Here is a 23,593-nt window from a genome sequence, read left to right on the forward strand (position 1 = left end):
GCTAGATGACGAATAAAACACAAACAGAAATGTATAAAAAGAATTCCTCTTTCGGTTATTCATTAAAGACGGGATTGTTTAAAACAATTAAAGTGTTGTTTTTAAGTCTCTTTTCTTTGTTGATGATTTACCCATTATACTGGTTGATCACCAGTGCTTTTAAAACCAATGAAGAGTTTTTCGCACAACCATATTCTTTTCCAGCAGGGATTGCTTTTGAGAATTTTATAAGAGCGTGGGATGTAGCCAATTTAGGACAGGCTATGGTCAATTCCATCATCGTTACTTTAAGTGCGACCGCATTGACTGTATTTTTAGGAGCATTAACCGCATATGTGCTGTCACGTTTTTCGTTTAAACTAAAAGGATTCCTAATCGTCTTCTTCTTGTTGGGTATGCTGATACCCGTCCATAGTACATTGGTGCCATTATTTACATTGATGAATACAATAGGGTTGCTAGACAGTTATTGGGCGCTTATTCTGCCGTATACAGCATTTGAACTCCCGATTGCCATTTTTTTAACTGTTGCTCATATGAGTACCGTACCAAAGGAGTTAGAAGAGGCGGCTGTTATAGATGGTACAGGTTACTGGGGGATTTTCTTTAAGGTCATGCTACCGTTAAGCGTGCCGGCGCTGGCAACTGTTGCCATTCTTTCTTTCCTGCGATTTTGGAATGAGTTTGCCTTTGCATTGGTATTTATTAACGATAATGCATTAAAAACATTACCTTTAAGTTTAGCTGTTTTCTCTGATGGTTTTAGTACAGATTATGCGCTCACGATGGCTGCAATGACAATCGCTGTTATTCCAACCATTATCATGTATGTTCTATTCCAAGAACAAATCATGAAAGGGATGGTAGCAGGTGCAGTTAAGGGATAATATATAACAAAAAAAGGACGGTGCGCTGATGAATGTTATCCTGTCTAGGTACGTCTTTATTACACAAAAAATATATTGGTTTGCCTATTTGCAAATGTTATGGATGCTGTTTACTTTGCTTGGTTTGGTCATCTTTGGAGGTTTTCCTGCGACACATGCACTGTTTACTGTTTTAAGGGAAAAAGATTTATCAACTGGAGAAGCATTTCGTACATTTCGAAATGCTTTTGCAAGTTCTTTTGTGAAATTAAATGGTGCAGCTATCGTATTTGGTTTCATGTTTATTTTAATCAGTACCAATCTACTTATCCTCCAATCAATCTATATGAAATATTTAGTCATGGGAATGCTAGGGTTAATTTTCATCAGCATGATTCATTTTTTTCAATACTTCGAAACAAAGAAACCGATTATTTTTCAAATAAAAAAAGCATTTTCTGTTGTATGGATTTTGCCGAAGAATAATGTGGGTTATTTGGTTATTTTTGTTTTGTTATTACTTGCAATTTCATATATACCTATGCTCTCTTTCTTTTTTGGAGTAAGCGTAGCCGTATGTTTCATTGTAAAAATCGGAGACTCTAAGGAAAACCAGAGATTAAAAACGCAGCTGGCAGAAAGGAGCAGCTAATGAATAAATATATTTCTTTTGATATAGGCGGTACGTTCATTAAATATGGCATTATTGGAGCTGACCAAAGTATTTTAGAACATTATAAAATAAAAACTCCGAAGACGTTGGATGGTTTATTAGAAATCATCTATAAATTTACTGAACTACATATGGATGCACAAGGAATTGCAATCAGTCTGCCGGGTGCTGTTTCCAATAAGGGCATCATTTATGGTTCAAGTGCTATCTCCTATATTCATGGTCCAAATATAAAGGAACGAATAACAAGTGCAGTATCATTGCCAATTTATATAGAAAATGATGCCAATTGTGCAGGCTATGCTGAAGTTTGGGCAGGTGCAGCTAACGGGAAAAAAGATGTTTTAGTTATGACGATTGGTACAGGGATTGGCGGTGCCATTATTAAGAATGGTGAGTTACATAAAGGAGCCAATTTACATGGCGGGGAATTTGGGTTTATGCTATTGAACTCAAACGACAATGAAATGAAAGCGGATGAATGGGTAAGAATGGATTCAACCTTATCCATGGTAAGAAAAGTTGCCAAAAGAAAAAATATAGATTCGGATTCACTATCCGGCGAAGAAATTTTTACCTTAGCTGCATCGGGAGACCAGATTTGCCTAGATGCTGTAGATGAATTTTCCCGTCTTTTAGCGATTGGGCTATTTAACCTGCAGTATATCTATGATCCAGAGATTATTTTAATAGGTGGTGGAATAAGCGCGAGGGAAGATTTGGTTGGGAGAATTTATGAGCAGCTTGATAAAATATTAGATTCATTTCCACAGGCAGCGATACGGCCAGTTATTGAAACTTGTCAATTTAGACAGAATGCTAATCTTTTAGGAGCTGTGTACGGTTTAACTAGGGAGTTAGCATCTGAAGTATAAAGCATAAAAAAGAAGGGGTTGAATGTTCACATGGAAAAGACGAATGTGATACCAGAAGGATTTATGTGGGGAGGCGCAGTTACTTCTTTTCAGACAGAAGGCGCTTCCGAGCAGTATGGAAAAGGATTATCGATTATTGATGCTAAAGAAGTACCTGAAAATTATTCCGATTGGAAGGTAGCAATTGATTTTTATCATCGTTTTAAGGAAGATATCGCCTTATTTAAAGAAATGGGGTACAACGCTTATCGTACGAGTATTTCTTGGTCGCGTATATTTCCCGATGGAGAGGGAGAAATCAATGAGGAAGGGTTAAAATTCTATGATGATCTGATTGACGAACTCCTTGCAAATGGCATCGAGCCAGTTATGACGCTATATCATTTTGATTTACCGTTGGCACTAGCGGAAAAATATAATGGTTTTGCGTCAAGACAAGTTGTTGATTTATTTGAAACATATGCTAAAAGCCTTTTTACACGCTATAAGGATAAAGTGAAGTATTGGCTGACTTTTAATGAAATCAATTTAGTTCTAACCAATCCTGAATACTGGGGAATTATGGATTCAAATCCTTCTGAAGCTTTGAAGTATCAAATTTGTCATAACGTTCTTGTTGCTCATGCAAAGGCAACCAAAGCAATGCGTGAGATTATCCCTGCTGGTAAGATGGGAGGAATGATTTCCTATATTTCAACATTTCCTGCTACTTCTAAACCCGAAGATGTTCTGGCTAATTATAAAGCAAAGGAGAAATTAATTGATTTTTATCTCGATATTTTTGCACATGGGGAATACCCAACCTATCTTACTTCTGAATTAGAATTGCAAAAAAATATGCCACCCTTTGAAGACGATGATCAGCTATTATTAAAAGAAAATAGAGTAGATTACCTATCTATTAGCTATTACCAAAGTAGAATTGTTCAATATACAGGAGAAGAAGGTTTCGCAGAAGGAATGACAAGTAATCCTAATTTAGAAAAGAGTGAATGGGGAGCTGCTATTGATCCAATTGGAATGAGAATTGCTTTGAAAGATATGTATGCACGATATAAATTGCCAATTTTTATTACAGAGAATGGCATAGGTATTAAAGAAGAGCTGGATGAAAATAATAATGTAGATGATTACTATAGAATTAATTATCTTCAACAGCATATTGAACAAATGAAGATTGCTATGCAGGAAGGTGTAGATGTAATCGGATACCTTACATGGGGGTCAACAGACATACTTAGCTCAAAAGGGGAAATGTCCAAGCGATATGGGTTAGTTTACGTAAATCGCGGAGAAAAGGACGTAAGAGATCTTAAACGATACAAAAAAAGTAGCTTTCATTGGTTCAAAAAAGTAATAGAAACAAACGGAACAGAACTTTAATTTGAGTGAGGCTTGGACAAAACCTGGTGAAAACAGAAAAAATGACTTTCTACTATAATATTAAGTAGGAAGTCACTTTTTTAAGTTAGATTAAAAAATGAAATAAATGTACAAAAAAGGACACCTTTTAATAAAGTTAAAGTACCACTACAAAAAAAGGTTTGCTCGGTTTTTCTTATTTTTGGCTAGTTATATCCTGACCTCACCCTTTTTTTAGAGAAAAGTAACAGTCGCACGGTAGGTTTTAGAGCGTGTAACCGCTATTTCATGCTTACTCCACTACTTAAAATCCTTTTTGCAGGAATCCACCCATGAAATATCAAAATGTAAAAGTACGAGTCTAATTAGGTGATTACATTGAATAACAAATTTCCGTAAATTCCAGATTTTCAAGTATGTCATGGGAGAGCGACACTCATTTTTCGTCAGCTAATCGAACGGTTTGATGAACTATCTCCCGTCAAAAAGGATGTATGTGATATATCTATAGGAACAATATGAATTACTGCAATCATCAATCAATTGATGAGTCGTTAGGAAGGGAATGGATGCTCTTTACAAGGTTGGTTTGTAAAAGTCCATTTGCAGGCTGTTCAAGGTATGCTGGAAGCGGTACAGAACAGGAATTAATCTCTTTGTGATACATTAAACTAAGAATACATGATAGCAGGTGATAACCATGTACAAAAACCTCCCCCCTCTTTTTGATGAACTCCAGACAATGCGGGATAATTATTTCCATACAGAAATTTTCAACTCATCGATTCACACGAGAGCGGTTCCTGATAAATGGAGTGTTGCAGAATCGATTTATCATTGCTATTTATTGCTGAAGCTTACGCGGATAATATCTGCCTATTATTTGCCTATAGCTTGTGCTTATATAAAGGTTCGTCGGCCAAAGGTGAAGCGGTATATGGATGATATGTCTAATATATATAGCGGAAAAACAATGAAGGCGCCTTTTATTTTGAAGCCGAAAATGAAGCGGGAATACACGCTTACGGAGCTGCGAGATTTATTAGAAGAAGAGACGGAAAAGATGAAGAAATGTGTAGCGTCTCTTACCAAAGAACAATGTTACTGGATAAGGTATCCGGATCCTGTACCTGGCTACCCGAATGTGATACAAGTGGTGAAGCTATTAAAGATTCATGAGGAGCATCATTATAGGGTGGTGTTGGAACGAGAGGCGAAGGCTAGGAAATAAGAATCAAGTCATTGGATGAGGTATGTACGGAATGCCATAAATACATCTTGCCAATATTTCCAAGGTGACAACCCGGCGATTTTATGCCATAATATATTTTGATAAATATACTGGTACCTTTAAATCAGTCCAGAGAGGCTGACAAGGACAGCGCGAATAGAATAGTTACCATGTGGAGTACCTTTGGGAAAGGTACCTTCAGGTGTATGCTATTTAGGAAAAGCTTCTTGTCAGGGATTGGACAGGGAGCTTTTTTCTTGTCTATAATCTCGAAAGAATCAAGTTTTTCGGTGCCAGTTTCTTATATTTGAAAATATTGGAGGAATTGGTATGTCACAAACAGATAAAGAATTTTCATTGCAGGCAGTGCCGCAGACGCATCGAAATGGATTTTGGAAGATTTTAGCGGTTATGCTGTCGCTCAGCTTTTTCTCAGCGAGTATGATGTCTGGAGGAACATTAGGAACAGGGCTTTCTTTTTCTACGTTTATTTGGATTGTACTGGTTGGTAACCTGATTCTTGGGCTTTATACAGGTTCCTTAGCTTATATTGCTTCTAAAACAGGATTATCTACGCATTTATTAGCACGTTATGCATTTGGAGAAAAAGGTTCTTATTTAACCTCCTTCTTACTTGCTTCTACACAAGTGTGCTGGTTTGGAGTAGGTCTGGCGATGTTTGCTATTCCAGCTGCCAAAGCAACAGGGGCAAATGTCTATCTGTTAATCGGGATTTTTGGCATATTAATGACTGTTTCGGCAATCTTTGGCATGAAAACTTTAACACTGCTGGGATTTATTGCAGTTCCGGCGATCGCTATTTTTGGAAGCTACTCCATGGTTAACTCGGCAAATACAATGGGAGGAATCCATGAACTATTTGCTTATGAACCAGCACAGGTAATCAGTGTCGGATTAGCGTTAACGATTTGTGTAGGGTCATTTATCAGTGCCGGAACGCTTACACCTGACTTTGCCCGCTTTGCAAAATCAGCGAAATCGGCAGTAACCGCAAATATTATTGCTTTCTTCCTTGGAAATTCATTGATGTTTTTATTTGGAGCAGTTGGCGCGATGGCCTTCGGTATGGCAGTTATTTCGGATGTGATGTTTTTACAAGGGCTGATGATTCCTGCTATTATTGTATTAGGATTAAACATTTGGACAACCAATGACAGTGCATTGTATGCGTCTGGTTTAGGGTTTGCGAACATCACCAAGTTTTCCAAGAAGAAAATCGTTGTGTTCAACGGAATTGTCGGGACAATTGCTGCCATGTGGTTATACAATAATTTTGTCGGATTCTTAAATGTTCTCGGATCTGCACTGCCATCGATTGGAGCAATCATATTAGCAGATTATTATCTGGTCCGCCGCAGAAAATATGAACCCTTTGAAACAATGACATTTAAATCTGTAAACTGGGTAGCAATTATTGCCTGGGCAGGCGGTGTCGCTATTGCTAATTTTGCCCCGGGAATTCCGCCAATCAATGCATTGTTAGGAACATCAATCATTTATGTGGCCGGAATGAAAATAGTGTCACAAAAAGAAACGGTCACCGTACCATTAAAAGAGAAGGATGAGATAGTCAGTGATTATTAAAAATGCAAAGCTTAGAGGAAAAGATGGCCTTTGGCACATCGTTATAGAAAATGGTAAATTTAACGCAGTAACGCAGGAGCTTCCGCAATCTGAAGATAAAGAAGTGATGGATGTACATGGTGCGCTGGTTCTCCCGCCTTTTATTGAACCGCATATTCATTTAGATACCACATTAACAGCAGGTGAGCCTGCATGGAACCAAAGCGGAACCTTATTTGAAGGGATTCAGCGCTGGTCGGAACGCAAAGAAACACTAACCATAGAAGATGTAAAAAAAAGATCTAAAACAGCATTGAAATGGCAGATTGCTCAAGGTATCCAGCATGTCCGTACGCATGTGGATGTGACCGATCCAGAACTGACTGCCTTAAAAGCAATGCTGGAAGTGAAGCAGGAAATGGCTCCTTATGTAGATATCCAGCTGGTTGCTTTTCCGCAGGAGGGCATTCTATCCTATCCCAATGGAAAAGAGCTTTTGGAGGAGGCGCTAAAAATGGGCGCCGATGTTGTCGGGGGTATCCCGCATTTTGAATTCACAAGAGAATACGGCGTCGATTCAATGAGAGTCGCATTTGATCTTGCTGAGAAATACGATAAATTAGTAGATATTCATTGTGATGAAATCGATGATGAGCAGTCTCGCTTTGTAGAAGTAGTCGCCAAAGAAGCTTATGAGCGCGGCTGGGGCGAACGTACAACAGCCAGCCATACGACAGCAATGGGTTCTTATAACGATGCCTATACATCAAAGCTATTCCGTCTGCTGAAGATGTCTGAAATTAACCTTGTATCTAACCCGCTTGTGAATATTCATCTTCAGGGTCGATTCGATACGTATCCAAAACGCCGCGGCTTAACCCGGGTCAAAGAATTGCAGGAAGCGGGAATGAATATCTGCTTTGGCCATGATGATATTTTTGATCCATGGTATCCGCTGGGAACGGGCAATATGCTTCAGGTATTGCATATGGGTATCCATGCATCCCAGCTAATGGGCTATGAGCAAATCGTTAATTCCATTGATCTGGTTACTCAAAACAGTGCAAAAACACTTCATATTGAAGATAAATATGGTATTGAAGCAGGCAAGCCGGCGAATTTCATCGTCTTATCCGCTGATAATGAGTATGATGCTATTCGTAAGCAGGCAACGGTAACACATTCCTTCAGAGATGGAAAAGTGATTGCTCATACAAAACCAAGTGAGGCGTCTATTGTTTTACATGATACAGAAGAAAAAGTGACGTTTGATAGATAAAGTTAATGAAAAAGCGTGCCCTTGGCTGGTGCGCTTTTTTTCTGTGGGTGGGCGAAATGTTTTCTCTAAGGGATTTTTATGTAATTCCTCAAGGGGTGATATAAAATATCAATATCAATTAATAAATTTCAGAGACTTTAACTTAAGATATTTTAAGTATTAGTATTTTTCTATAAAAAATTATAATAATTGAAAAGATGTTAAAAGTATAGATTCTATCGTTAATGATGTTTAATAGCATCAAATGATGTTTTTAAACATCATTTGATGCTATTATAAATATATAATTTTGCGATTACTGTAGGAATGAGTTCTTGGCACATTTTTTGCAAAAGAAAAGTATACGGGAAATAAAAAGGTGGATTGATAGCTAAAAATATATTGAGGAGTTGTGACAATGAAAAAATTTAAATCTAGAAAATGTAAGCGGCTTCAGGTTAAGGGGGAACGGATGTGAAAGATTTAAAAGAGAAAAAGGCTATAGTAGTCGGAGGGATTAAAGAGTTTCAATTGGCTATAGCAAAGGGGTTGCTAGAATATGGTGCGAAGGTTTGTATTTTAGATTACTCTTCGAATTTAATGAGTGTAGTTAATGAGTTAAAAAAGAAAGGGTATCAGGTAGAGGGCTTAGCAGTTAATTTATCTGATAAGAAAGAATTAGAAATAAACTTTTTTAAAGCTTTAGCTTTATTAGACGGGGAAGTTGATATATTGATTAATAACATTAGATACGAAAAGTATATGCCATCACTAGATATATCAATTAAAGATTTTCAACGTGTTTTAGAAGGAAATATTACTTCAGTATTTCAGTTATCTCAATTAGCTGGTTCAGAGATGAGCAAGAAAAACGGTGGGAAAATTATTAATGTTTCATCTATTTTTGCGATGCAAGGGGGATATAATGATGCGGCTTACTCAAGTAGCCAAGGTGCTGTATCTCAATTGACAAAATCTTTGTCGAATGAATGGGCAGGTAAGGGGATTAATGTAAATGCAATAGCATTGGGGTATTTTAAAGTAGAATCGAATCAAACCAATTTAAGTAATGAATCGGAATACAAATCAACAGTATCAAGAATTCCGATACATAGGCTTGGAGACCCTGACGAAATTTCTGGTGTTATACAGTTTCTATCATCTAAAAAGTCAAATTATATAAGTGGATCTGTTATTCCGGTAGATGGTGGTTTTACTTCTAGATAATAAATTATCTATAATTAAGATATTTTTCCATATATCAATAAAAGTAACAACAGATTTGTTGTAAGCGCAAACATAATAAGGAGGAGTACTATGAAAAAAAATTTAGGAATCTTAATAATTAGTTTTTTTATCTTGGTTTTAACTGCGTGTGGTTTTGAAGAACCTTCAGAGAATGAAGGGAATGCAAATGGAGAAAAGGATTCAGAAGAAGTTGATCAAGCTTCAACAGAGGCAGAAATCGTTTTTGATATGAGTTTGCCGGAGGGACCTGGCACAAAAAATGATGCGGGAGCACAAGCCTTTAAAGAAAAATTAGAAGACCTATCAGGCGGAGAAATGAGTGTAAATATTCATTATAGTAATGCTTTTGGTGGAGAGAGAGAAGTTTATGAAATGATGGGTCAAAATAGTTTGGATATGGCGTTACAATCCAGTGGACCAATGGGCGTTTTTGATGAACGAATGTTTGTATTCGATTTACCATACTTATTCAGGGATTCAGATCATGCAAGGGGAGTATTAGACGGAGAAATTGGAGATGAATTAGCAGAAATTTTTGAAGAGGCAGCAAATGTTAAAGTTTTATCTTGGGTGGAAAACGGATTTGTAGTAGTTGGAAGTACTGGTACAGAAATCAGAACAGTAGAGGATTTTGAAGGTTTCCAAATTAGAGTACAAGAAAGTAGTTTACAAATTGATACATGGGAAGCTGTTGGAGCAGATCCAACTCCAATGGCTTGGCCGGAAGTATTTACTTCACTACAGCAGGGAGTTATTGATGGACATGATCAAGCGATTATGGTTTTGGAAACAGGAAATTTTTATGATGTTCAAGATGCAGTTACTATTCTAGATGCGCGGTTTGTCGCAGCTCCCATTTCTATAAGTGCAGATAGATTTGATTCTTTAACCTCAGAGCAACAAGAAATTGTTCAAGAAGCAGCAGAATACGGTAGAGATAAAGGAAGAGAAAGAATTGATGAGATGTATGAAAGCTCTAAAGAATTCTTAGGTGATGAAGGTGGATTAGAAATTATTGAATTTTCACAAGAAGAGAAAGATAAATATCGAGAAATGACTCAAAGTGTGTATGATGATTGGGGGTCAGTAATTGGGGAAGATTTGATAGAGAGAATTGAGAATCACGAATAAAAATGATATAGGGGGCAGGTTATTATAATAGTCTACCCCTTCCGTTTTTTGAAAGGAGTTTAGGTATGCAGAAAGCTGTTAATGGGTTTATGTTTCTTTTAAATACATGCAATAGAATTGTAGAAGTGTTTCTTGCTATAGCCTTATCGGTTATGTCGTTAGCAATTTTTTATCAAGTATTTAGTAGATATGTTATGGGAAGTGCTACTTCTTGGTCAGAAGAATTAGCGAGAACTTTAATGATTTATATAGTGCTCCTTGGCTCTGCATTAGCTTTAAAAAGAGGAGAAATGCTTTCTGTTGATTTAATAAGCGAAATGCTTAAAAAGAAAAGTAATAAAATTTTACAAATCATTGTAAATTCTCTTTCTATAATATTCTATATTATATTGGTGATATTTGGATTTGAAATGGCGGAAAGGGTTGGAGGACAGAGTATGCAAGGTCTAGGGATTTCTATGTATTGGTTTTACTTTTCTATACCTTTAGGGGGCGTTTTCTTGACGCTTAATTCCCTCGGTAACATTATTGAATTAATAAGGGGGGGAAGATAGTGGTAGCACCTTTTTTAGGCAGTTTAATTGTATTCTTATTAATCAGCATGCCAGTAGCAGTAGCTTTAGGTCTGGCTTCTGTTGTGGGAATTATCATCCATCCTGCATTAGATTTAACAGTTGTACCGCAAAGAATAATTATTGCATTGAACTCTTTTCCGCTGATGGCTATTCCTTTTTTTATTCTTGCTGGAGGACTGATGCAAAATGGCGGAGTGGCAAAACGTTTAGTAGATTTTGCGTCTACGATAGTAGGACATATAACTGGCGGTTTGGCAATGACAGTAATTATAACTTCTCTGTTTTTCGCAGCGATTTCTGGTTCAGGTACTGCTACTGTTTTAACTATTGGGAGTATACTAGTTCCGGGAATGATAGCAAAAGGATATGAAAGTGGTTTTATTAGTTCTACTGTCTCTGTTTCAGGTGCTCTAGGTATCATTATACCACCGAGTATTCCTTTAATTCTGTATGGTATAACAGCACAAGTCTCTGTAACAGAAATGTTTTTGGCTGGTATTGTTCCAGGAGTGCTTTTAACTATGGCAATGTTAATTTATGCTTTTGTCATTTCTAAAAAAAATGGTTTTCCGAAAGAGGAAAAAGCTTCTTTGTCTGAGGTTGCAATATCTTTTGTGAAATCACTTCCAGCCATTTTAATGCCAGTACTCGTACTTGGGGGGATATATGGCGGGATATTCACACCGACAGAAGCCTCAGTAGTAGCTGTTGTTTATGGGTTACTAGCAGGACTGTTTTATAAGGAGTTAACGTTAAAAAAGATATATAATACGTTAACCAGCTCTGCAATCTCTACAGCGATTATTATGATAATTATAGGAACGTCAGGTTTGTTTAGCTACTATATTCAAATGATTGGTATTCCAGCTATGCTCACCGAGTTTATGATGAATATTACAACCAACCCGTATATTTTCTTATTAATTATTAATCTCCTGTTATTGATTGTGGGGATGTTTATAGAAGGTTCTGCAGCTATTCTTATTTTAACTCCATTATTATTGCCAATAGCTACTTCTGTAGGAGTTGATCCGATCCATTTTGGAATAGTAATGATTGTCAACTTAGCAATTGGTTTATGTACGCCACCAGTAGGATTAAATTTATTTGCAGCTTCTAAAATATCAGGTGTATCTATATCAAAGCTTTCTATGGCAGTAATCCCGTATATCATCGTTATGTTATTAGTAACACTTTTAGTAAGTTTTCTACCAATATTTTCACTCTGGTTTAATTTTCTATAAATAATGAGCACTTAGGAAGGTGATTCATATTGCAAGCAATTGTTAAAAATGAATTGGGTGATTCAAATATCTATTTAAAAAATGTTGATACACCTGCTTTAAATAATAATGAAGTACTGATTAAAGTGAAGTATGCAGGAATTTGTGGAACAGATCTTCATATTATGAAAGATGAATATCCACATAACCCCCCGGTAATTATGGGACATGAATTTTCAGGTATTGTAGAAAAGGCAGGATCTGAATGTTCCATGTTTAAGCGGGGGGATAGAGTAGTTTCAATAACTGCTACAGATACGTGTGGGTTGTGTCAATATTGTAGAAAAGGACAACTTATGTTTTGTAAACATAGAAAATCAATTGGATCACATGTGGATGGAGCATTTGCTGAGTATATAAAATTACCAGAAGATAATTTATATTTAATCCCTCAAAAAGTCACGATGAAAGAAGCAGCTTTAACAGAGCCTTTGGCCTGTGGTGTTAGGTGTATTATAGAAAGAGGCACGATTAATCCAAGTGACAGAGTACTTATATCTGGATGTGGTCCAATTGCTTTGATTGCTTTACAAGTAGCCAAAACAAGTGGTGCTGAATGTGTTTTGATAGGAACTTCAAAAGATATTGATAAGTTTGAATTGGCAAATAAATTAGGAGCTATAGAGGTTTTTAATATTGAAGACGCATCTTCCAAGAACGCGTTATACGAAAAGGAAGACTTTGATGTTTGTATTGAATGTGCAGGAGCATCTGCATCCTTGTCTACATGCTTAGATTTAGTGAAAAAACAAGGAAACATTATACAAATGGGTATTTATGGAAAGAAAATTGATGTAGATTTAGATTTGTTACTATTAAAAGAGATTAATTATACAAATGGGTTCGCTACGGAACCGACATCTTTTGAAATAGCATTAAAATTACTTAAGCAAAAAGCAGTTAATGTTGGACCATTAGTGACACATTGTTTTGATATAGAGGATTATGAACAGGCATTTGAAAAAGCTTTTAAGGGTGGAATAAAAGTATTGATTGAGCCTTAAGTAATAATAAAGGTTGTAGTTAGAGGCTAGGAGATATTCCTAAAGATAGAAATGTATTAAGAAATATTATTTTGTGAGGAGGAGGAAGATGAAAATAGAATCTTTTTTTAATCCGACCAATGTCCAATTTGGCGCAGGCAGTATTTCATTGATCCCGTCTATTATAAGTGAAAATAACATAAATAGTGTTTTACTTGTAACAGATAAAGGAGTTCGAAAGGCGGGGTTAGTAGATAGAATAATCAAACAATTGGGGTCGGCAGACTATGATGTTTATGATGGCTGTCAAGCGAACCCTACTTTGAAAAATTGTGATGAAGCTTTTGAGTTATATAAGGAAAAGGACAGGGGATTGATTATAGCTTTAGGAGGAGGAAGCTCTCTTGATGTAGGAAAAGCAATTAGTATTTTGGCTAGTAATGGTGGAGAATTAGTTGATTATGAAGGTATTGATACATTTAAACAAAAACCAGGTCCACTAGTGGCGATTCCTACCACATCAGGTACTGCAAGTGAAGTAACTCGTTTTACAGTTATTACAGATGAGGAGAGAAAGTACAAATTTACAGTAGGTGGTTCTACAGTAGCCCCTAATTGGGCGATTTTAGATCCAGATTTGACTACAAGTTTGCCAGCGCAAATTACTGCAGCCACCGGCTTTGATGCGCTGGTTCATGCAATTGAATCATATACAAATAATTTATCCAATGTCATGACTAGTGCTTTAGCAAGAGAAGCAATACGGAAAATCAGTTCTTCATTGAGACAAGCAGTATATAATGGTGAGAATTTACAGGTGAGAAGGGACATGATGATGGGGAGTCTTTTAGCAGGCTTAGCTTTTAATAATACAAGGCTTGGAGCTTGTCATGCAATGAGTCATCCAGTTAGCGCCATTTATGGCGTTCCTCATGGAGTAGCCAATGCGATAATCATCCCCCATGTTATGAGATTTAACAGTTATGCAGTCCCTGAAAGATTTGCTGATATAGCAGAAGACATGGGAGAAGTGTTAGAAGGTAAAAATACAATGGAGAAAGCTTATGCTGCAATTGAAGCTGTTGAGAACCTAGCTGAAGATGTAGGTATTCCAAAGGATTTAAAGGAATATAATATTAATCGTTCAAGTATAGATAGGATGGCAGAGGATGCCATGTTAAGTGGAAATATTGAGGTGAATCCTAGAGCTACGAAACATAGTGATATAGTAGATATTTTTAATAAAATTGTATAATAAAATGGAGGTATAGTATGAATAATACAGCGTTAAAATTACTAGATTTATCTGAAGTTAAATTACTTGTTGGTGGAAGATGGGAAAATGCATATTCAGGAGAAACGTATGAGTTGAAGAATCCTTCAAATGGACAAAAAATTGCTGATATTCCTTACGGCGGCCATCAAGAAACAGCTAATGCAATAAATGAAGCGGAAAAAGTTTTGGAAGGTTGGTCGAAATTAACTGCGTATGAAAGAGCAGAATATCTTCTAATTCTTAGGGATTTGCTCTTTGAAAATGAAAAAGAGCTAGCAGAGTTAATGAGTTTAGAAATGGGAAAAGCATATAAAGAATCTCTTGGAGAAATTAAATATGCAGCTTCATTTTTGACATGGTATGCAGAAGAAGGAAAAAGAATCTATGGAGAAACCATTCCTGCATCAGCACAAAATAAGAGGTTGTTTGTTATTAAGCAACCAGTTGGAGTAGTTGCAGCAATTACACCGTGGAATTTCCCATTAGCAATGATGACAAGAAAGCTCGGACCTGCATTAGCTGCTGGATGTACGAGTATCGTCAAACCAGCTAGTCAATCTCCGCTTACTGCACTTGCATTTGGGAAGTTAGTAGAACAAAGTGGCATTCCAAGGGGAGTAGTAAGTATCTTAACAGGAAATACAGGAGAGATATCAAATGAGATTTTTGAAAATCCAATTGTAAAAAAAGTTTCTTTCACAGGCTCTACTTCTGTAGGGAAAGCCTTAGTAAAGAGCTCTGCTTCACAATTAAAAAAATTATCTTTAGAATTGGGTGGACATGCCCCTTTCCTCATTTTTGAAGATGCGGATCTTGAAAAAGCTGCAGAAGGAGCATTAGCAAGTAAGTTTAGAAATGCTGGACAAACTTGTGTATGTGCCAACCGTATTTATGTACATGAGAATGTAAAGGATAAATTTGCTGAAATATTTACGGAAAAAGTAGAAAAATTAGTTGTAGGAGATAGTTTGCAAGAACAAACAGATATTGGACCACTTGTAAATGAAGCTGGATTAAATAAAGTCGTAGAGCATGTCGAAGATGCGGTTAAAAAAGGTGCAAAAGTATTGTGTGGAGGAAAAAGAAAAGGAGCATCAGGCTACTATTATTACCCAACCGTTGTAGATGAAATAAAAGATGAAATGTTAATTATGAATGAAGAAACATTTGGACCAGTAGCTCCTATCTCTACTTTTTCAGACACAGACGAAGTGATAAAACGAGCAAATAATACAGAATATGGGCTTGCAGCATATCTTTATACGAATGATATTAAACAGGCAGTTTATGTTTCTGAACGTATTAACTTTGGAGTAGTTGGTTTAAACGATGCTATGCCAGGAACAGCACAAGCTCCTTTTGGAGGGATGAAGGAAAGTGGCTATGGAAGAGAAGGAGGGAAAGAAGGTATTCAAGAGTACTTAGAGGAAAAGTACATTTCTTTAGACCTGTAATAAACATAAAATCTCTATATTTATATAAAGCATATAGGAAGAGGAAATTTGCTAAGGTAATAATATTAAAAATCCGAACAAAAGTTCGGATTTTTAATTGGGATATTCATCCTGTGAAATTATATCTGCTATTCATAAATATATAAAAATACTTTATGTTAATCAATTCTTTTCAATCCCATACTTTTTCATCTTACGTACAAGTGTTGACTGATCTACATTCAATGCTGTAGCTGCTTTTCGAATACTTGGAAATTGGACCACCATTTTTTTTATAACTTCCGCTTCGTAAAGTTCTATTTGATCTTTCAATGATTGGGTGTCATCTAATGGAATAACAAGTTTATTCGGGCTAATATTTAATTGTAACTCTTTTTGAACATCTTTCATCTTTACTTCCATTTCAGTCGACATAACTGCTACTCGCTCCACAAGATTTTGTAATTCTCGTACATTCCCTGGCCAATCATATTTACGAAAAGTCTCTAATACATCTTCTGAAAACTTTCGCTTAATTGCATATTTCTCTTTGATATCTTTTAAAAAATGATAGACTAATGGAATAATGTCTTCTTTCCTATCTTTTAAAGGTGGTATATGGATAGGGATGACATTAAGCCGATAGTATAAATCATTTCGGAAGGTTCCTTGTTCGACCATCTCAGCCAAGTTCCGATGAGTAGCAGCTATAATTCGAACATCAATTGGAATTGTACGCGTATCTCCTACCCGAGTAATTTCTCTTTCTTGAATCACACGTAATAATTTTACTTGTAGATCCTTATTCATTTCTCCAATCTCGTCGAGTAGTATCGTTCCTTCATTAGCTGCTTCAAAAAGACCAGCTTTTCCTTTTTGACTGGCCCCGGTAAATGCACCAGATACATAACCAAATAATTCAGATTCAAGCAGCGCTTCTGGGATAGCACCACAATTTACTTTAATTAAGGGCTTTTTATTTCGAATACTATTTTTATGAATCAGTTCTACAATTTTTTCCTTACCTACACCGGAAGGGCCTTGAACAATTACACTAGAATCTATATGAGCTACTCGTAAAGCACGATTTAGAACTTCTTGCATCTTTTCTGAGTGAGCGATAATAGATAGTTCTGGATATTTTTGATGTTTTAATAATTCTAATTCTTCATGAATGGCTTGATTTTTCTTTTTTAGGCTTTTTATCTCTGTTTCCAGCATATTTAACTCTGAAAGATCACGAACATTATTTACAACTTTCTTTATATTATCGTTTTTATCTCTAATTGGTACAGCAGAAATTAGCACAGAAGCACCTGTGTTAATTTTTTGTATGATTGTAATTTCTTTATTATATTTTAAAGCTTTTAAAGTACTCGATTCATCAATTATTTTTTCATCTTCAAGTTCTTTTAAGCTTCTACCGATTAATTCTTTACTACTTAGACCTGTAATTTTTTCATAAGCAGGATTTTGATGGATAATCGTCCCTCTTTCATCAGATATAACAATACCGTCAAAAGAGGAATTGATAATTTCATTTAATTCACTACGTAATTCCTCTAGCGTTTCTTTTTCCTTAGATAAGCGTACAAAATCATCACGTGGATGTATGAAAACAACAATATTTTCCTCATATGTAAAGGTGGATATTTCAGCAGGATAATCTGATAAACAGAAGAAATTTCTTTCATTGATAATGGAGTTTAGAATGGGCGCCAGGTAATATGTATATTGTTTTGCAATTTTATTTTGAAAAATAACTTTCTTATCTTTATTTAATAATAGTACACCGATGTTATCAACATTATAAATGAAATGTTCTAAGTTCATTTTTTAGCCTCCCTGCATCATGAATGAAATAATGATGTTAATATGCAACATTGATTCAATTATACATCATTGTAAGCGGTTTAAATAGAGTCATTTCTTTATTTGTTGTTAAGTACATAATTGGCATAGTATTTGCATGAATATATTGAAAGGGTTTACAAGAATATGTAGGAGGTTATTTTTTATGGTTGATATTAGAGAAATTAACTATTCTCAAGATGAATTAAAAAAAATGCTTTACGATATGATGTTGGTTAGAAGTTTTGAGGAAAGAGTTGAGAAACTTTTTCAACAAGGAAAAATCCACGGAACAATGCATTTGTGTATTGGGCAAGAAGCAACAGCCGTGGGAGCATGTGCTGCACTGACTAATGAAGACAAGATCACTAGTAATCACAGGGGCCATGGACACAGTATTGCGAAAGGAACAGAAATTAATGGAATGATGGCAGAACTTCTTGGCAAAGAAACAGGATATTGTAAAGGAAAAGGTGGATCGATGCATATCTCTGATTTTAATATTGGAAACCTTGGTGCTAACGGTATTGTAGCTGCAGGATTACCTTTAGGTGTAGGGGCTGCAATGACATCAAAAATGAAAGATTTAGGTTATGTTGTCGTTTGTTTTTTTGGAGATGGAGCTTCTAATGAAGGAGCATTTCATGAAGCTATAAATTTGGCTTCGGTTTGGAAACTCCCAGTTATTTTTTTCTGTGAGAATAACCTTTATGGCATGTCAGGTTCCATCAAAGAAATGGTAAATGTAAAGAATATTTCAGAACGTGCAAAAGCATATGGCATTCCAGGATACACGATTAATGGAAATGATGTATTAGAAGTAGCTGGAGAAACACATAAAGCGGTTGAAAGAGCTAAGAAAGGAGAAGGTCCGACGTTAATTGAAGCACAAACGTATAGGTGGAAAGGTCATTCTAAAAGTGACGCACGAAAATATCGTACTAGAGAAGAAGAGAAAGAGTGGAGAAAATTAAAGGATCCAATCTCCCTATTTAAAGATCAATTGATTCAAGGCGAATTCATTACTGATGATCTATTCGATGAGTATGCAACACAAATAGAAAAAAGAATTGATGAAGCTGTAGAGTTTGCTGAAAATAGCAACGAGCCAAGTGAAGACACATTGATGAAAGATATCTATTTGTAGAGAAAGGACGAATAAATATGAGAGAAATTACTTATGCAGAAGCTATTAAAGAATCTATGAGTCAAGTGATGAGAGAAAATAATGATGTTTTTATTATGGGAGAAGATATAGGAATTTATGGTGGTGCTTTTGGACTTACTAATGGAATGAGTGAGGAATTTGGTGATGAAAGAGTGAAGAATACGCCAATTTCAGAAGCTGCTATAAGTGGAGCTGCTGTAGGTGCTGCAATGACAGGGATGCGTCCGATTTTGGAAATTCAATTCTCTGATTTTATTATGATTGCGATGGACAATATTGTAAATCAGGCAGCTAAGATGCGTTATATGTCAGGAGGAAAAGCGAATGTACCCGTCGTTATCCGTTTGCCGGGTGGTTCAGGGGCTGGCTTTGCTGCACAACATTCACAAAGCTTGGAAGTATGGACAGCACATATTCCAGGATTGAAAGTCGTTCAACCTTCAAATGCTCGAGATGCAAAAGGTCTAATGAAAGCAGCAATAGAAGACGATAATCCTGTTCTTTTTTATGAGCATAAACTTCTTTATAGTGAAAAGGGAAAAGTACCAGAAGAACAATATGTGGTTCCATTAGGTGAGGCAGATATCAAGAGAAAAGGGGGAGATATTACCCTTGTGGCAACTGGTATTATGGTTAACAGAGCATTGGAAGCGGCAAATGAATTAGAAAAAGAGAATATTGATATTGAAGTGATTGATCCAAGAACATTAGTGCCGTTAGACAGAGATACTATTATTGATTCCGTGAAAAAAACAAGTAGAGCATTAGTGGTCTACGAGGCAGTAGAAAGAGGCGGCTATGGAGCAGAAATTGCTAGCATGATTGGTGAAAGTGATGCCTTTGATTTTCTAGATGCCCCCGTAAGTCGCTTAGGCGGAAAGCCGACTCCCATTCCATATAATCCAACATTGGAAAAAGCAGCTGTTCCGCAAGTGAAAGATATTGTTCAAATGTGTAAAAAACTAATGAATAAATAAGGTGGTGTAACAATGGCTGAAAAGGTATTAATGCCAAAGCTGGGAGCGCAGATGGAAGAAGGAACAATTGTTTCCTGGTTGGTACAAATAGGTGAATCAATAGAAGAAGGTGATCCGTTAGTAGAAGTTCAAACAGATAAAATTACAATGGAAATTGAGGCGGAAGTAGACGGAATACTTCTAAAAACGTTATACGAACCAGATTCAGTTGTAGCTGTGCAACAACCAATTGCGATTATTGGAGAAGAAGGAGAAGCAATAGAGGAGGTAGAAGAACCAGCTGTCAATGAGCAAAAAACAGCAGATCGAAAGGGGGGGACAGAAGATAATGAATCCAAAACAGAGGTGTTTATAGAAAAATCAAGTACAGATAATAGAGAAGAGGGAAAAGTAAGAAGGACGCCGGCTGCACGAAAATTTGCATTAGATAAGGAAGTTAACTTAAATAATGTAACAGGGACAGGGCCTTTAGGTAGAATTCAAAAAGACGATGTACTCTTTTATCTTCAAGAACATGTAAAAAAGATGACACCATTAGCGAAAAAGATTGCAGAAGATCAGCAAATTAATACAGCAGATATTCAAGGCACTGGTGTTTATGGGAAAATTCATAAGAAAGATTTGTTAAGATCATTGCCGAAACAAGAAGAACAAAATAAGGAAGAAATGAAGCGAATACCATTTAAAGGTATGCGAAAAGTTATAGCTGATCGTATCTCTGAAAGCGCTTATACATCTCCACATGTAACTTTACATTCAGAAGTAGATATGACAAATGTAGTTGACCTTCGAAAACAGTTATTGCCAGTAATTGAAGAAGATGAAGGTGTTCGTATTTCTTTTAACGATATTCTATTGAAAGCAACAGCAGTCGCGCTAAAAAAGAACCCTGGTATCAACATTCAACTGACTGACAACGAGATTGTATACCATTCGCAAATCAATCTTGGGATGGCTGTTGCTGTAAAAGATGGGTTAGTTGTGCCTGTTCTTCAAGATGTGGATCAAAAAGGCCTAGCTACGATTACTCAAGAAACAAAAGCAATTGGCAGAAAAGCGCGTGATGGAAAGCTTTCTCATGATGATTTTATAGGTAGTACATTTACGGTGAGTAATCTAGGGATGTATGCTGTAGATGGATTTACACCGATTATCAATAGTCCGAATGCAGCTATTCTAGGTGTAGGAAGAATACAAAAAAAACCTGTGGTTATAGAAGAGGATTTTCTTATCCGCTCTATGATGAGTTTAAGTCTCTCTTTTGATCATAGAATTATTGATGGCGCGCCTGCTGCACAATTTTTAACCGACTTGAAGGATTTGTTAGAAAAACCATTTAAATTGATGGTATAGGAGAGGAGGGAATAGGATGGAGCAATATGATGTTATCATTGTTGGTGGGGGTCCTGCAGGATATGTTGCTGCAATAAGGGCTGCTAAAAATGGAAAGAAAATAGCTCTGGTTGAGAAGAGTTATTTAGGTGGAACATGCCTAAATAGAGGCTGTATCCCTTCAAAAACGTTATTAAGGCATACGGAAGTGATTGAAGATATTAAGTCGGCAGACGTCTGGGGAATAAAAGTATCAAATCTTACATTTTCATTTGATGAGATGCTGAACAGAAAAGATAAAGTAATTGAAACGCTTCGAGGTGGAATTAAGCATCTTCTACAAAGTGGAAAGATAGAGGTATATGATGGTGAGGCAACTATAGATAAGGATAAGCAGGTGAAAGTAGCCGTATCTAAAAATGATATTTTGACTATTTCTGCAGATAATATTTTAGTAGCAACAGGAAGTAAACCAGCTGTTCCTCCAATTGAAGGAGTGGATAAAGTTCATTATCATACTACAGATACAATCTTTAATCTAACAGAAATCCCTAATTCTATTACAATTATTGGTGGCGGCGTAATTGGTGTAGAAATGGCCAATATATTTTCCAGTTTAAATGTGAAGGTGACGGTTGTAGAAATGGGTGATCGTTTAATTCCATCAGAAGATAAGGATGCTTCCAAAGCTCTCTTAAAAAGCTTGAAGAAAAAAGGAATCAACGTATTGACGAAGCACCAAGTTCTTTCTATTTCAGAGGAAAATGGAGTAAAGAGAATGACTACCTCATCTAAAAAAGAAGGAAATAAAACGATAGAATCTAGTGAGGTTTTAATTGCAGTTGGACGCAAGCCAAATCTATCGGCCGTTGATTCCCTAGATTTAAAGAAAAATGGACCTTTTATAGAAGTAGATGATTATTTAGAAACAAGTATTCAAGGTATTTTTGCTGCTGGTGATGTAATTGGTCGTTTACAACTTGCACACGTTGCGAGTGAGGAAGGATTAATGGCAATAGAAAATATGGATAATAAAAATCATACCATTGATTACCAGCAAATGCCCCGATGCATTTATACGAAGCCTGAAGTGGCAAGTATAGGATATAATGAACAGGAATTGATAGATAAAAATATAGCGTATCGTATAGGGAAATACAACTTTTCAGGAAATGGAAAAGCTCTGGCAATGGGAGAAACAGAGGGATTTATAAAGGTACTGGTTGATTCTGAATACGGGGAAGTTTTAGGTGTAACAATGATTGGTTCTCGAGTTACGGAAATGATTGGACAAGCAGGAGCTTATTTACAGCTTGAAGGAACAGTGGATGAACTTGCAGGATTGACTCAGGCGCATCCGTCTCTTTCTGAAGGAATAATGGAAGTTGCTAATTCGCTCATTGGGAAAGGAATTCATGTAAGTTAGCTTAATTGGAGGTGATTTTTTGTTTGATATTACAGGTAAAAAAGTAATTATAACTGGAGCGGCTCAAGGGATAGGGAAAGCTTTAACAGAGCAATATTATCAGCAAGGTGCAGATATAGTTGCTATTGATATATCAGATAGTATCCATCAATTAGAGAGATTAGAGGTGGGTGAAAATAAAATTTATCCAATCCAAGGAAACTTGATGGATTTTGAAATGTTAGATGAACTCTTTGATGAATGTATCGAAAGATTAGAAGGAAGAATAGACGTTTTGGTGAATTGTGCTGGATTAATTGATAGAATGCCAGCGAATGATTTCCCGCTTAGTAAATGGGAAAAAATTATTACTTTGAATGTGACAAGTGTATTTGCATTGTCACGATTGGCCGCAAAAGTCATGAAAGAGCAAGGGAACGGAAAAATTATTAATTTTGGTTCTATTGTAGCTGTTTTTGGAGCTTATAACTCCTCTGCCTATTCAGCGAGTAAAGGAGCTGTTTTACAATTGACCAAATCATTGTCTAATGAATGGGCAGGATATGGTATACAAGTGAATGCAATTGCTCCGGGGTATATGTCAACTACGATGAATACAGACTTGGAAAATGATCCTGATCGGAGACCACAAGTAGATGAACGGATTCCAGCTGGACGGTGGGGAAAGCCTGAAGATGTCTGTGGAACTGCCTTATTTTTATCTTCTGCAGCTTCTGATTATGTGACAGGAACCTTAATACCTGTAGATGGTGGGGTTTTGGGAAGATGATACAAAAAGGTAATAGCAATATTTTGTTTTTTGAACTTATTTTATTTCAAAAAACATAAAGCGATTTTTAATTAAAAGCTGCCCATTTTAACAATAAAAGAAAAGACTAGTTGATTATTGAGCTAATTAAGTAAAAAAAGGAGGTATCTGCAGAAACATAAAGTGCTAAAGATCTTACTTGTAGAACGGATAAGGGGGAAGCACAGTGAAAGTAGACATAGTGATTGTTGGAGCAGGGATTATTGGCTTGAGCACCGCTTACCAGCTATCGAAAAAGCATCCAGATAAAGAT

At 36.2% G+C, this 23,593-nt stretch carries 21 protein-coding genes; 20 read left to right on the plus strand and 1 reads right to left on the minus strand.

The genetic code is table 11. The features are described 5' to 3' along the window. Positions 1 to 5 precede the first annotated feature (5 nt). The 14 genes from ACZSMY_RS19305 (at position 6) to ACZSMY_RS19370 (ending at position 15,799) form a co-directional block, all read left to right on the plus strand. Positions 6 to 887 (plus strand): carbohydrate ABC transporter permease, encoded by an 882-nt coding sequence (locus ACZSMY_RS19305; RefSeq protein ID WP_419880323.1) that lies wholly within the window; start codon positions 6 to 8, stop codon positions 885 to 887. A gap of 28 nt (positions 888 to 915) precedes the next feature. Then, positions 916 to 1,518, plus strand: a complete 603-nt coding sequence (locus tag ACZSMY_RS19310) for a DUF624 domain-containing protein (protein WP_465148195.1) — start codon at positions 916 to 918, stop codon at positions 1,516 to 1,518. Further along, the gene (locus ACZSMY_RS19315; RefSeq protein WP_465148196.1) at positions 1,518 to 2,414 is read left to right on the plus strand and encodes an ROK family protein; all 897 of its coding nucleotides are present in this window, start codon (positions 1,518 to 1,520) and stop codon (positions 2,412 to 2,414) included. Before ACZSMY_RS19310 ends, ACZSMY_RS19315 begins: the two co-directional genes overlap by 1 nt. A 30-nt stretch (positions 2,415 to 2,444) precedes the next feature. Beyond that, entirely contained in the window at positions 2,445 to 3,797 is a 1,353-nt protein-coding gene (locus ACZSMY_RS19320) for a glycoside hydrolase family 1 protein (RefSeq protein WP_465148197.1), read from the plus strand. A 679-nt stretch (positions 3,798 to 4,476) separates the two neighbouring features. Beyond that, on the plus strand, positions 4,477 to 5,007 hold the full coding sequence (locus ACZSMY_RS19325; RefSeq protein WP_465148198.1) for a DinB family protein: 531 nt from the start codon (positions 4,477 to 4,479) through the stop codon (positions 5,005 to 5,007). Positions 5,008 to 5,337: 330 nt separating this feature from the next. After that, positions 5,338 to 6,612, plus strand: coding sequence for a cytosine permease (gene codB / locus ACZSMY_RS19330; protein ID WP_465148199.1), 1,275 nt, complete (start codon positions 5,338 to 5,340; stop codon positions 6,610 to 6,612). Next, positions 6,602 to 7,870, plus strand: a complete 1,269-nt coding sequence (locus ACZSMY_RS19335; protein ID WP_465148200.1) for a cytosine deaminase — start codon at positions 6,602 to 6,604, stop codon at positions 7,868 to 7,870. Before codB ends, ACZSMY_RS19335 begins: the two co-directional genes overlap by 11 nt. Positions 7,871 to 8,323: 453 nt before the next feature. Continuing rightward, on the plus strand, positions 8,324 to 9,076 hold the full coding sequence (locus ACZSMY_RS19340) for an SDR family NAD(P)-dependent oxidoreductase (RefSeq protein WP_465148201.1): 753 nt from the start codon (positions 8,324 to 8,326) through the stop codon (positions 9,074 to 9,076). A 90-nt stretch (positions 9,077 to 9,166) separates the two neighbouring features. Further along, positions 9,167 to 10,228, plus strand: coding sequence for a TRAP transporter substrate-binding protein (locus ACZSMY_RS19345; RefSeq protein ID WP_212929275.1), 1,062 nt, complete (start codon positions 9,167 to 9,169; stop codon positions 10,226 to 10,228). Positions 10,229 to 10,293: 65 nt separating this feature from the next. After that, positions 10,294 to 10,782, plus strand: coding sequence for a TRAP transporter small permease (locus tag ACZSMY_RS19350; RefSeq protein WP_212929274.1), 489 nt, complete (start codon positions 10,294 to 10,296; stop codon positions 10,780 to 10,782). Next, complete coding sequence (locus tag ACZSMY_RS19355) at positions 10,782 to 12,047, plus strand: TRAP transporter large permease (RefSeq protein WP_465148202.1); 1,266 nt, start codon at positions 10,782 to 10,784, stop codon at positions 12,045 to 12,047. The genes ACZSMY_RS19350 and ACZSMY_RS19355 overlap by 1 nt, the downstream gene beginning before the upstream one ends. A 29-nt stretch (positions 12,048 to 12,076) precedes the next feature. Beyond that, positions 12,077 to 13,090: a zinc-dependent alcohol dehydrogenase gene (locus ACZSMY_RS19360; RefSeq protein WP_465148203.1), complete on the plus strand. Its 1,014-nt coding sequence runs from the start codon at positions 12,077 to 12,079 to the stop codon at positions 13,088 to 13,090. Positions 13,091 to 13,178: 88 nt separating this feature from the next. After that, positions 13,179 to 14,324: an iron-containing alcohol dehydrogenase gene (locus ACZSMY_RS19365; protein WP_465148204.1), complete on the plus strand. Its 1,146-nt coding sequence runs from the start codon at positions 13,179 to 13,181 to the stop codon at positions 14,322 to 14,324. 17 nt (positions 14,325 to 14,341) lie between these two features. Further along, positions 14,342 to 15,799, plus strand: a complete 1,458-nt coding sequence (locus ACZSMY_RS19370; RefSeq protein WP_212929271.1) for an NAD-dependent succinate-semialdehyde dehydrogenase — start codon at positions 14,342 to 14,344, stop codon at positions 15,797 to 15,799. A 162-nt stretch (positions 15,800 to 15,961) separates the two neighbouring features. On the opposite strand, the gene ACZSMY_RS19375 is transcribed toward ACZSMY_RS19370, so the two are convergent. Then, positions 15,962 to 17,611: a sigma-54 interaction domain-containing protein gene (locus ACZSMY_RS19375; protein ID WP_465148205.1), complete on the minus strand. Its 1,650-nt coding sequence runs from the start codon at positions 17,609 to 17,611 to the stop codon at positions 15,962 to 15,964. Positions 17,612 to 17,795: 184 nt separating this feature from the next. Between ACZSMY_RS19375 and ACZSMY_RS19380 the strand changes: the two genes are divergently transcribed. The 6 genes from ACZSMY_RS19380 to ACZSMY_RS19405 form a co-directional block, all read left to right on the plus strand. After that, a complete protein-coding gene (locus ACZSMY_RS19380) occupies positions 17,796 to 18,776 on the plus strand; it encodes a thiamine pyrophosphate-dependent dehydrogenase E1 component subunit alpha (RefSeq protein ID WP_465148206.1) in 981 nt (326 codons plus the stop codon). A gap of 17 nt (positions 18,777 to 18,793) precedes the next feature. Further along, the gene (locus tag ACZSMY_RS19385) at positions 18,794 to 19,774 is read left to right on the plus strand and encodes an alpha-ketoacid dehydrogenase subunit beta (protein ID WP_212929268.1); all 981 of its coding nucleotides are present in this window, start codon (positions 18,794 to 18,796) and stop codon (positions 19,772 to 19,774) included. Between the two features lie 12 nt (positions 19,775 to 19,786). Beyond that, the gene (locus ACZSMY_RS19390; RefSeq protein WP_465148207.1) at positions 19,787 to 21,127 is read left to right on the plus strand and encodes a dihydrolipoamide acetyltransferase family protein; all 1,341 of its coding nucleotides are present in this window, start codon (positions 19,787 to 19,789) and stop codon (positions 21,125 to 21,127) included. Between the two features lie 16 nt (positions 21,128 to 21,143). Beyond that, entirely contained in the window at positions 21,144 to 22,532 is a 1,389-nt protein-coding gene (gene lpdA / locus ACZSMY_RS19395) for a dihydrolipoyl dehydrogenase (protein WP_465148208.1), read from the plus strand. A 19-nt stretch (positions 22,533 to 22,551) separates the two neighbouring features. Continuing rightward, positions 22,552 to 23,301, plus strand: a complete 750-nt coding sequence (locus ACZSMY_RS19400; RefSeq protein ID WP_212929265.1) for an SDR family NAD(P)-dependent oxidoreductase — start codon at positions 22,552 to 22,554, stop codon at positions 23,299 to 23,301. A 220-nt stretch (positions 23,302 to 23,521) separates the two neighbouring features. Continuing rightward, on the plus strand, positions 23,522 to 23,593 hold a 72-nt coding region (locus tag ACZSMY_RS19405), incomplete at its 3' end, for an NAD(P)-binding protein (RefSeq protein ID WP_465148212.1).

This window comes from Oceanobacillus sp. B139/18, assembly GCF_055524595.1.

What these genes read in the sequence shown, in the direction of transcription:
- ACZSMY_RS19375 (WP_465148205.1), bottom strand. Translation starts at nt 17,611, where the DNA reads ATGAACTTAGAACATTTCATTTATAATGTTGATAACATCGGTGTACTA.
- ACZSMY_RS19325 (WP_465148198.1), top strand. Translation starts at nt 4,477, where the DNA reads ATGTACAAAAACCTCCCCCCTCTTTTTGATGAACTCCAGACAATGCGG.
- lpdA (WP_465148208.1), top strand. Translation starts at nt 21,144, where the DNA reads ATGGAGCAATATGATGTTATCATTGTTGGTGGGGGTCCTGCAGGATAT.
- ACZSMY_RS19380 (WP_465148206.1), top strand. Translation starts at nt 17,796, where the DNA reads ATGGTTGATATTAGAGAAATTAACTATTCTCAAGATGAATTAAAAAAA.
- ACZSMY_RS19315 (WP_465148196.1), top strand. Translation starts at nt 1,518, where the DNA reads ATGAATAAATATATTTCTTTTGATATAGGCGGTACGTTCATTAAATAT.
- ACZSMY_RS19305 (WP_419880323.1), top strand. Translation starts at nt 6, where the DNA reads ATGACGAATAAAACACAAACAGAAATGTATAAAAAGAATTCCTCTTTC.
- ACZSMY_RS19310 (WP_465148195.1), top strand. Translation starts at nt 916, where the DNA reads ATGAATGTTATCCTGTCTAGGTACGTCTTTATTACACAAAAAATATAT.
- ACZSMY_RS19345 (WP_212929275.1), top strand. Translation starts at nt 9,167, where the DNA reads ATGAAAAAAAATTTAGGAATCTTAATAATTAGTTTTTTTATCTTGGTT.
- ACZSMY_RS19370 (WP_212929271.1), top strand. Translation starts at nt 14,342, where the DNA reads ATGAATAATACAGCGTTAAAATTACTAGATTTATCTGAAGTTAAATTA.
- ACZSMY_RS19320 (WP_465148197.1), top strand. Translation starts at nt 2,445, where the DNA reads ATGGAAAAGACGAATGTGATACCAGAAGGATTTATGTGGGGAGGCGCA.
- ACZSMY_RS19390 (WP_465148207.1), top strand. Translation starts at nt 19,787, where the DNA reads ATGGCTGAAAAGGTATTAATGCCAAAGCTGGGAGCGCAGATGGAAGAA.
- codB (WP_465148199.1), top strand. Translation starts at nt 5,338, where the DNA reads ATGTCACAAACAGATAAAGAATTTTCATTGCAGGCAGTGCCGCAGACG.
- ACZSMY_RS19365 (WP_465148204.1), top strand. Translation starts at nt 13,179, where the DNA reads ATGAAAATAGAATCTTTTTTTAATCCGACCAATGTCCAATTTGGCGCA.
- ACZSMY_RS19385 (WP_212929268.1), top strand. Translation starts at nt 18,794, where the DNA reads ATGAGAGAAATTACTTATGCAGAAGCTATTAAAGAATCTATGAGTCAA.
- ACZSMY_RS19350 (WP_212929274.1), top strand. Translation starts at nt 10,294, where the DNA reads ATGCAGAAAGCTGTTAATGGGTTTATGTTTCTTTTAAATACATGCAAT.